11 protein-coding genes are annotated in these 8,576 nt (G+C 74.1%); 3 read left to right on the plus strand and 8 right to left on the minus strand.

What is annotated here, in order from left to right; translation table 11 throughout:
- Positions 1–10: 10 nt before the first annotated feature.
- Both ACPCK6_RS23355 and ACPCK6_RS23360 read right to left on the minus strand, forming a co-directional pair.
- Positions 11–1,519: a leucyl aminopeptidase family protein gene (locus ACPCK6_RS23355; protein WP_423482225.1), complete on the minus strand. Its 1,509-nt coding sequence runs from the start codon at positions 1,517–1,519 to the stop codon at positions 11–13.
- A gap of 145 nt (positions 1,520–1,664) precedes the next feature.
- Positions 1,665–1,832 (minus strand): DUF3117 domain-containing protein, encoded by a 168-nt coding sequence (locus ACPCK6_RS23360; protein WP_013283866.1) that lies wholly within the window; start codon positions 1,830–1,832, stop codon positions 1,665–1,667.
- 190 nt (positions 1,833–2,022) lie between these two features.
- Here ACPCK6_RS23360 and ACPCK6_RS23365 point away from each other — a divergent pair, with 190 nt between their 5' ends.
- Both ACPCK6_RS23365 and ACPCK6_RS23370 read left to right on the plus strand, forming a co-directional pair.
- On the plus strand, positions 2,023–2,841 hold the full coding sequence (locus ACPCK6_RS23365) for a PaaX family transcriptional regulator (RefSeq protein WP_318332243.1): 819 nt from the start codon (positions 2,023–2,025) through the stop codon (positions 2,839–2,841).
- Between the two features lie 3 nt (positions 2,842–2,844).
- Complete coding sequence (locus ACPCK6_RS23370) at positions 2,845–3,636, plus strand: enoyl-CoA hydratase/isomerase family protein (RefSeq protein WP_423482226.1); 792 nt, start codon at positions 2,845–2,847, stop codon at positions 3,634–3,636.
- A 28-nt stretch (positions 3,637–3,664) separates the two neighbouring features.
- Here ACPCK6_RS23370 and ACPCK6_RS23375 read toward each other — a convergent pair whose 3' ends face one another.
- From ACPCK6_RS23375 to ACPCK6_RS23395, 5 genes are all read right to left on the minus strand, one after another.
- Positions 3,665–4,417, minus strand: coding sequence for an SDR family NAD(P)-dependent oxidoreductase (locus tag ACPCK6_RS23375; protein WP_194798739.1), 753 nt, complete (start codon positions 4,415–4,417; stop codon positions 3,665–3,667).
- Positions 4,418–4,483: 66 nt separating this feature from the next.
- Complete coding sequence (locus ACPCK6_RS23380; protein WP_396879797.1) at positions 4,484–5,107, minus strand: hypothetical protein; 624 nt, start codon at positions 5,105–5,107, stop codon at positions 4,484–4,486.
- A 36-nt stretch (positions 5,108–5,143) separates the two neighbouring features.
- On the minus strand, positions 5,144–5,728 hold the full coding sequence (locus ACPCK6_RS23385; RefSeq protein ID WP_041784439.1) for a DNA-3-methyladenine glycosylase I: 585 nt from the start codon (positions 5,726–5,728) through the stop codon (positions 5,144–5,146).
- A gap of 51 nt (positions 5,729–5,779) precedes the next feature.
- Positions 5,780–6,280 (minus strand): SRPBCC family protein, encoded by a 501-nt coding sequence (locus ACPCK6_RS23390; RefSeq protein WP_318332238.1) that lies wholly within the window; start codon positions 6,278–6,280, stop codon positions 5,780–5,782.
- Positions 6,277–6,918, minus strand: coding sequence for a DivIVA domain-containing protein (locus ACPCK6_RS23395; RefSeq protein WP_396879796.1), 642 nt, complete (start codon positions 6,916–6,918; stop codon positions 6,277–6,279). The genes ACPCK6_RS23390 and ACPCK6_RS23395 overlap by 4 nt, the downstream gene beginning before the upstream one ends.
- Positions 6,919–7,070: 152 nt before the next feature.
- Here ACPCK6_RS23395 and folP point away from each other — a divergent pair, with 152 nt between their 5' ends.
- Positions 7,071–7,940, plus strand: coding sequence for a dihydropteroate synthase (gene folP / locus ACPCK6_RS23400; RefSeq protein ID WP_318332236.1), 870 nt, complete (start codon positions 7,071–7,073; stop codon positions 7,938–7,940).
- Between the two features lie 3 nt (positions 7,941–7,943).
- On the opposite strand, the gene ACPCK6_RS23405 is transcribed toward folP, so the two are convergent.
- Positions 7,944–8,321: an NADH-quinone oxidoreductase subunit A gene (locus tag ACPCK6_RS23405; RefSeq protein ID WP_030273665.1), complete on the minus strand. Its 378-nt coding sequence runs from the start codon at positions 8,319–8,321 to the stop codon at positions 7,944–7,946.
- Between the last annotated feature and the right edge of the window lie 255 nt (positions 8,322–8,576).

Below are 8,576 nucleotides of genomic sequence, written 5' to 3' on the forward strand. Positions count from 1 at the left end.
GCAGGCCGATTCAGCCCAGCGTCGCCAGCCAGCGCAGCAGCCCGCGCACACCCCAGCCGGTGGCGCCCTTGACCAGTTCGCCGTGCGTGTCGTCGGACCACGACGGCGCGGACATGTCCAGGTGCGCCCACCGGTCCCGCAGGTCGCCGGTGAACTCCCGCAGGAACAGCGCGGCGACCACCGAGCCGGCGCCCTGCGCCGGGGAGCTGTGCAGGTCGGCGATCTCGCTGGCCAGGTATTCCACGTAGTCGTCGGCGAGCGGCATCCGCCAGGCCCGCTCGCCGGCTGCGGTGATCGCGTCGAGCAGGCCGGTCGCGAGCGCGTCGTTCTCGCTGTAGAGCGCGGCGTGCCGCTTGCCTAGGGCGACGGCGTTCGCGCCGGTCAGCGTCGCCAGGTCGATCAGCAGGTCGGGCTTCAGCTCGCGGACCGCGTACGCCAGCGCGTCGGCGAGCACCAGCCGGCCCTCGGCGTCGGAGTTGGTGCTCTCGCTGGTCAGCCCGCCGTAGTGCCGGATCACGTCGCCGGGGCGGAACGCCGAGCCGCTGACCGAGTTCTCGGCGAGCGGGGCGAGCGTGGTGACCCGGACCGGCAGGCCCAGGTCGGCGGCGCCGAGCGTCGTGGCGATCACCGCGGCGGCGCCGGCCATGTCCTTGCGCATGAGCTTCATGGCCGGCACCGGCTTGATCGAGATGCCGCCGGTGTCGAACGTGATGCCCTTGCCGACGAGCACCACGTGGGTCCGCGCGCCCTCGGGCCGCCAGTCCAGCTCCACCAGGCGCGGGCCGCTCGCGGAGCCGCCGCCGACGGCCAGCAGACCGCCGAAGCCCTCGGCCGCCAGTTCCTCCGGGCCGCGTACCCGCAGGTGCAGGCCGGGGCGCCCGGACGCGGCCTCGGCCACCTGGGCGGCGAACCACTCCGGGTTCTTGGTGGACGAGGGCATGTTCGTCAGATCCCGGGCGAGCCGGGTCGTCTCGGCGGTGGCCCGGGCGGCGTCGAGCGTGCCGGCGAGCGCGTCCGGGTCGTCGACGAGCACCGACACCTCGGCCAGGGCGGGCCGCTTGCCGGCCTCGGTGAGGCGGAAGCGGTACGAGCCGAGCAGCAGCCCCTCGGCGAGGCCACGTAGCGCCGCCGTCGCGTCGGCGGGAAGCGCGATGGTGATCTGCGTCTCATCCTTCGCCGCGCGGGCCAGGGCCGCGCCTGCGGTACGCCAGTCGCGCTCGTCGCCGTCTCCGACGCCGAGCAGCCACAGTCGTGCCGGGGAGCCACCGGGGCGCAGGTGCTCGCGTACCTCACCGGCCGCGCCGGTGAGCCGGGTGGCGGGGAGTACGGCGGCGGCCTCGGCCCGGACGTCGTCGCCGATCGGCACGGCGGTCGGGACCAGTCCGGGTTCGGGCGAGGCGGTGGAGTCCGGCGAGGTCAGGGAGCCCGGCGAGTCCGGGGAGCCCGGCCCTCCGGGACGGACGGGCAGGACGAGAGCGTCGGGCCCCGCGGGCCCACTCACCAGACGAATGACCAGCACGCTGGACCGTACCTCCGAAATGGGTTGAACAGGCACATTTCACGACGCGCCCGCCGAGGAAAGACCCTGAGCCACCGGGCATGCCGGTGGCTCAGGGTAGGACGAACCGCCCGCACGGCGGCCGCCGTGCGGGATACTCCTCGAATCAGCCCGCGGCCGCCTTCAGCGCGTCACCGAGCGCGGTGGCCTCGTCGGGAGTCATCTCGACGACGAGCCGGCCACCACCCTCCAGCGGGACTCGCATGACGATGCCCCGGCCCTCCTTGGTGACTTCCAGCGGACCGTCGCCCGTCCGCGGCTTCATCGCCGCCATGTTGTCTCCCCTCAGACCTACACCAGGGTCGGTGAGTTGCCCCACAGCCACTTCGCCATCGCCATCCGCAACCATCGCGGAAGGCTCGACCAACGATTTTCCCTGATGAACACCGCCGGACCCAAACCGAAGCAGCATTGATGTAACAGCATCTAGCTTATCTTGGATAGGCCTGTCACAATGTGCGGTCATGCAGGCACGGTCGGCACTCTTCGACCTGTACGGCGACCACCTCCGGGCCCGGGGTGGCCGCGCACCGGTCGCCGCCCTGGTCAAGCTGCTCGCCCCGCTCGGGATCGCCCCACCGGCGGTACGCACCGCGGTCTCCCGGATGGTCCGTCAGGGCTGGCTGGAACCACTCCGGCTCGCGTCCGGACCGGGATATTCGATCACCCCGAAGGCGGCTCGTCGACTCGACGAGGCGGCGTCCCGGATCTACCGGACCGGACGGCACAGCTGGGACGGGCGGTTCGATCTCCTGGTGCTCACCGCGCCCTCGTCCCGCCGGGACCGGCAGCGGCTCGCCGCGAACCTCGCCTTCCTCGGGTACGGCACACTCGACGACTGCACCTGGGTGGCCACCCGCCCGGGTGAGGACGTCGACCTGCTGCTCGACGAGGCGGGCGTGCGCTACGAGCGGTTCACCGCCGCGCACGCGGCCGGCACCCCGGGCGCGATGGGCGTGGTCCGCCGCGCGTGGGACCTGGCCGAGATCGGGCGGGCGTACGAGCGCTTCGTGTCCGAGCAGAAGCCGCTGCTCTCCGGCGTCACGGTGCGCAGCAGCGACGAGGACGCGTACGCGGCCCGGTTCCGGCTCGTGCACGCGTGGCGTACGTTCCTGTTCCGGGATCCGCAACTGCCCCCGGCACTGCTGCCCGAGCGCTGGCCCGGCACCAGCGCGGCCAGTTTCTTCGACCGGCACGCGGCCCGGCTCCGGCCGGCCGCCGACCGGTACGTCGAGCAGTGCCTCGACGCCGGCAACCGCCTCGCCCGACAGAAGGGTCGTTAGAACGTGACCGAGCCGCTGCTCGTCGACCGCACCGACGCCGTCGTCACCCTGACGCTGAACCGCCCCACGGCGATGAACTCGCTCGACGTGGCGCTCAAGGAGGCGCTCCGGGACACGCTGGCCGAGCTGGAGACCGACAGGTCCTGCCGGGCGGTCGTGCTCGCCGGCGCGGGCGGCTCGTTCAGCGCCGGGCAGGACCTGCGCGAGCACGTGCGGACGCTGGAGGCCTCGGACGCCGACCCGCTGGCCACGGTCCGGGCGCACTACAACCCGATCGCCGCCCGGCTGGCCAACCTGCCCAAGCCGGTCATCGCCGCGGTACGCGGGATGGCCGCCGGGGCCGGCGCCTCGCTGGCGTTCCTGGCCGACTTCCGCATCGGCGGCCCGAAGACCCGGTTCCTGATGGCGTTCGCCGGCGTGGGGCTCGCCGCCGACACCGGCGCGTCCTGGACGCTGCCCCGGCTGGTCGGCCACGCCAAGGCCGTCGAGCTGCTGATGCTCGCCGAGCCGGTCGGCGCCGACGACGCCTGCCGGCTGGGCCTGTTGACCAAGCTGGTGGACGACGACGAGCAGGTGCTCCCGACCGCGCAGGAGCTGGCCGCCCGGCTCGCCGCCGGACCGACCGTGGCGTACGGGGCGATCAAGCGCCAGCTCTCCATCGCCGACGCGGGCACGCTCGCCGACGCGCTGGCCGCCGAGGCGCAGGCGCAGGCGATCTGCGGCGCCACCGCCGACCACCGGGCCGCCACGATGGCGTTCGTCGCCAAGCAGAAGCCGGTCTTCGAGGGACGCTGACCGCACCGGGAACGCGCCGCGCACCCGCTCAGCGGGCCACGTAGCCGCCGTCGATCGGGATGGTGTGCCCGGTGACCCAGGCCGCGTCGTCGGAGGCGAGGAACAGGACCACGCCCGCCACGTCGTCAGCGGTGGGGATGCCGGGCTTCGGGTTGAACGACTCCATCTGCCGGCGCATCTGCTCCGGGTCCGGCGCGTTCTCGATGAAGTGCTCCACGAGCGGGGTCATCACCACGGTCGGGGCGACCGCGTTGACCCGAATCCCCCGGGCGGCGTACTCGACCGCCGCGGAACGGGTCAGCCCGACGATGCCGGCCTTGGTGAACGTGTACGGCGAGATGTTGTCCTGCGCGGTCAGCCCGGCAGTGGACGAGGTGTTGACGATCGCGCCGCCGCCGGTACGCAGCATCGCGTCGATGGCGTACCGCAGCACGTAGAACACCCCGTCGCCGTTGATCCGGCGGACCTTCTCCCAGTTCGCCAGGTCCATCTCGTGCAGCGCCTGCTGCTGCCCGTCGATGCCGGCGTTGTTGAAGACGACGTCGAGCCGGCCGTACCGGCCGACCGCCTCGGCGATGCCGCGCTCGACCGAGGTGGCGTCGCCGGTGTCCACTGTCACCGCGAGCGCGTCCGGCAGGCTCGCCGCCACCCGCTCGGCGCCCTCCGTGTTGATGTCGGCGATCACCAGCTTGGCGCCCTCGGCGGCGAACCGGCGTGCCGTCGCCTCGCCCAGACCGGACGCCCCACCGGTCACCAGCACGACCTTGTCCCGGAACCGCATGGCACCCCCTCCACCACGCCGGCCGGCGCCGGCCCCTGTCTGGACGCTACCGCCCGTGACGGGGGGTCAGTCGTCCTCTTCCGGATCCTGGTTGGCCTCGACGCCCAGCACGAACGCCTGCATGGCCAGCTCGTCGCCGTACGGCGAGACGAACGCCGGCAGCTCCCGCGGGCCCAGCTCCTGCACGTAGGACCAGAAGATCCGGACCGCCTCGGCGCGCGACGCGGCCTCGATCGGCAGGTCCAGGCTGACCAGCCAGGTGCTGCGGGCGGGCGGTGGGCCGAGCCGGTCGGCCAGCGACCGCCAGCGGGCCGGGTCGAGCGCCACGACCGGGCCGTCCGGCGCCGGGCCGTCGACCGGCACCGGCTCGTCGAGCACCCGCCGGGTGTACGTGACCACGAGCGGCCCGGCCACCGCGTCGGACTGCGGATCGTCCGGGTCCTCGGCGGTCTCGGACGACGCGGGCGCGACCCGGCCGAGCGCGACCAGCCGCAGCGGCTCGTCGACCAGCACCGCCACCCGGTCGCCGGGCCGGGGGCGGGCCGCCGCGGACAGCCCGGTCAGCTCCAGCAGGTCGTGGTGCACCAGCCGCTCGGCCTCGAAGCGCTCGGCGGGCAGCAGCACCGCCCAGGCGCCGGTAGTGGTCGCACCGTCTGTCGTCCCGCTCGTACGCGGCTCGGTGTCGGTCATGCCCCAATCCCATCACGGCGGAGGTGGCGCGCTCCGTCACACCCCGGCCCGGTCACCGCTCACGTGGCAGTCGGCCAGGTGGTCGTCGACCATGCCGGTGGCCTGCATCAGCGCGTAGGCGGTCGTGGGGCCGACGAACCGGAAGCCCCGCTTCTTGAGCGCCTTGGCCATCGCCACCGACTCGGGGCTGGTGGCCGGGACCTCGGCGAAGGACCGGGGACGCGCGGCCCGGGGCGGGGGCGCGAACGACCAGAGCAGCGCGGAGAGGCCCTCGGGCAGCTCCGACGCGGCCCGGGCGTTGGCGATCGCCGCCTCGATCTTGGCCCGGTTGCGGACGATGCCGGCGTCGGCCATCAGCCGGGTCACGTCGGCCTCGCCGTAGCGGGCCACCGACTCGATCCGGAAGCCGGCGAAGGCGTCCCGGAACGCCTGCCGTTTGCGCAGGATGGTCAGCCAGGACAGGCCGGACTGGAACGCCTCCAGCGTCAGCCGCTCGTAGAGCGCGTCGTCGCCGCGCAGCGGCCGGCCCCACTCCTCGTCGTGGTAGACGGCGTAGTCGGGGGTGCTCGCCCCCCACGCGCAGCGCGGTAGTCCGTCCGCGCCGGTCACCAGGTCAGTCACGGCGTCCACGATAGGCCGGGCCACCGACAGCCCCGCCGCGCCGACCGCCGGTCAGGGCAGGCGGCCCTGCTCGACCAGCCGGGCGAACTTCTTCAGCGCCTGGGTGAGGCTGAACTTCGAGCCGGGCCAGAGCACCGGCCACGCCACCCGGCCGGCCTTCCCGCCCGGCAGGTGGAACCACTCGTGCCAGACCACCTGCGTGCGGTCGCGGTCCATCGGGGTGCAGCGCAGCACGCCGGGGCCGCGCAGCAGCTTGCCGCAGTGCACCACCCCGACCTCGTACGGCGCGTCGACCCGGACCACACGCATCTCGTCGCGGAGCACGGCCGGGCCCAGCGCGGTGACCGCCTCGACCAGGCTGCCCTCGCCGCCGTCGCCCTCGACCACCCGGACCCGGGTCAGCGGGATCCAGTCCGACTGCCGCTCCCACGCGGTGAGCGCGGCGAACACCCGGTCGGCCGGCGCCTCGACGATCACCGTGGCGGTGACCTCGGCGGCGCCCCGGCGGGACGCCTCGGCGAAGTCGTCGGCCGGCCGGCCGGCGCCGGTCACGCCGACTCCGAGCGGACCACCGAACCGCGCTCCCGGTCGTCGTCGGCCGGCCCGGCCGCGACCCCGTTCGCCGGGGAGACGGTGTCCTCGGTCGCCGCCGCGGCGGGGGCCTCCGCCACGCCCGCCTCGGCCGGGGCGCGTCCCGGCTGCGCGTCGGCGTCGGTCCGGCCCGGCTGCCGGTCGGTGTCGGCCCGGGCCGGCTGCTCCGGCGCGGACAGGTCGATCACCGCCGGCTCGGTGCTGGACGGGCCGGGCGCCGGCTCGGTCTCGGGTCGGGTCGCGGCGGCCTCCTCGCGCGCCCGGCGCAGCGCGTCGGCGTCCTCGGTACGGCCGTCCCGCAGGGCCGCGTTCTCGGCCTCCAGGACGCCGATCAGCTCGGTCTTGTAGCCGATGTCGTACGCCGCCCGGCGCAGTGCCGCGTCGACCTGGCTCATCCGGTAGCCGCGCAGCGCCGTGTCGAAGCGGACGTCGGACACGTCCGACTCGTCGAGCGGGCGGCTGCCGGGCAGGGGCACGGCCCGCCCGTCCGGCTCGGCCGGGGTGAGGCCCGGATCCTTGCCGGAGACCAGCACCGTCACCCCGAACACCACAGCCGCGACGGTCAGCGCGACGACCAAGAGGAGCAGAACCTCACCCATGCACAGATCGTGGCATGCGGGCCGGGATCGGGCGAGCCCTCCGGGACGTCCGGTCGGTAAATGCGTCCGGCGCACGGGACCGGCACGGGCGGCGCGGGCGGGACCGGATAGCGTCGGACCGGCCGGTGCGGTCCGGCGGCGAGGAGGCGGGCATGACCGGGGCGTTGCGGCTGGGCGGACGGACGTTCACCCCCGGTGAGCTGGTGGTGATGGCGATCGTCAACCGCACGCCGGACTCGTTCTTCGACCGGGGTGCCACCTTCGCCCAGGACAGCGCGCTGCGCGCGGTGGAACGCGCGGTGAGCGAGGGCGCGGAGATCATCGACATCGGCGGGGTGAAGGCCGGGCCGGGCGACGAGGTGGACGTGGCCGAGGAGATCCGGCGGACGGTGGACACCATCGCGGCGGTCCGGTCCGCCTTCCCGGATGTGGTCATCTCCATCGACACCTGGCGGGCCGAGGTGGCCGTGGAGGCGGTGGCGGCCGGCGCGGACCTGCTCAACGACACCTGGTCGGGGGCGGACCCGGCGCTGGCCCGGGTCGCCGCGGCGACCGGCGCCGGGCTGGTCTGCTCGCACGCGGGCGGGCTCGCCCCGCGTACCCGGCCGCACCGGGCCGCCTTCGACGACGTGGTGGCCGACGTGGTGGGCACCGTCACCGGGCTGGCCGAACGCGCGGCCGGGCTGGGTGTGCGCCGGGACGGCATCCTGATCGACCCGGCGCACGACTTCGGCAAGAACACCCGGCACTCGCTGGAGATCACCAGGCGGCTGGCGGAGCTGACCGACACCGGCTGGCCGCTGCTGGTGGCCCTGTCGAACAAGGACTTCATCGGCGAGACGCTCGACCTGCCGGTGCCCGAGCGCCTGGAGGGCACGCTCGCCGCCACGGCGGTCTCGGCCTGGCTCGGCGCCCGGGTGTTCCGCGCCCACCAGGTCCGCGAGACCCGCCGGGTGCTCGACATGGTGGCGTCGATCCGAGGCGACCGGCCGCCGGCGGCGACCCGGCGCGGGCTGGCCTAGCGGTCAGGTCCAGCGCAGGACGCCGCGCCGCCAGGCGTAGAGGATGCCGAGCGCGACGATCGCGACGAAGACGCCCATCTCCACGACGGTGGTGGCGCCGAAGCCGGGCCGGTCGAAGACCAGCGCCCACGGGAACAGGAACACCGCCTCGACCGCGAAGAGCACGTAGAGATACGCGTAGACGTAGTAACGGATCTGCATCTGGGCCCAGTCGCCGCCGACCGGGTCGAGACCGCACTCGTACGAGGCCCGCTTGCCCCACGGCTCGGCCGGCCGGCTCGGGCGTAACACCCGGTTCGCCGAGAACGCCGTCACGAAGAAGAGCACGGCGGCGAGCAGCAGCAGACCGAGCGTGGCGTACGAGCCGAGATATCCGGTCACGACCGGAGCGTACCGGTCCCGTCCAGATGTCCCGGACACGTTACGAATTCGTTTCCTCGCAGGACTAGTGCTTGATGGCAAGTATCACCGAATAATGGGATCTCATTGATCGTCCCGGAGGACAGATGCCCCGCCCCCGCGTTGCGCCCGTTCGGCGGGTCGCGCTCCGTCGTACCCTCGCGCTCCTGGCGCCCGCGCTCGTCGCGGCGCTGGTGGCGATGGCACCGGCCGGGGCCGTCGCTCACCCGGGACCGG

The sequence above is a fragment of the Micromonospora sp. AB353 genome (assembly GCF_049538395.1).
Lineage (GTDB): Bacteria > Actinomycetota > Actinomycetes > Mycobacteriales > Micromonosporaceae > Micromonospora > Micromonospora aurantiaca.

What these genes read in the sequence shown, in the direction of transcription:
- ACPCK6_RS23365 (WP_318332243.1), top strand. Translation starts at nt 2,023, where the DNA reads ATGCAGGCACGGTCGGCACTCTTCGACCTGTACGGCGACCACCTCCGG.
- ACPCK6_RS23360 (WP_013283866.1), bottom strand. Translation starts at nt 1,832, where the DNA reads ATGGCGGCGATGAAGCCGCGGACGGGCGACGGTCCGCTGGAAGTCACC.
- ACPCK6_RS23375 (WP_194798739.1), bottom strand. Translation starts at nt 4,417, where the DNA reads ATGCGGTTCCGGGACAAGGTCGTGCTGGTGACCGGTGGGGCGTCCGGT.
- folP (WP_318332236.1), top strand. Translation starts at nt 7,071, where the DNA reads ATGACCGGGGCGTTGCGGCTGGGCGGACGGACGTTCACCCCCGGTGAG.
- ACPCK6_RS23395 (WP_396879796.1), bottom strand. Translation starts at nt 6,918, where the DNA reads ATGGGTGAGGTTCTGCTCCTCTTGGTCGTCGCGCTGACCGTCGCGGCT.
- ACPCK6_RS23380 (WP_396879797.1), bottom strand. Translation starts at nt 5,107, where the DNA reads ATGACCGACACCGAGCCGCGTACGAGCGGGACGACAGACGGTGCGACC.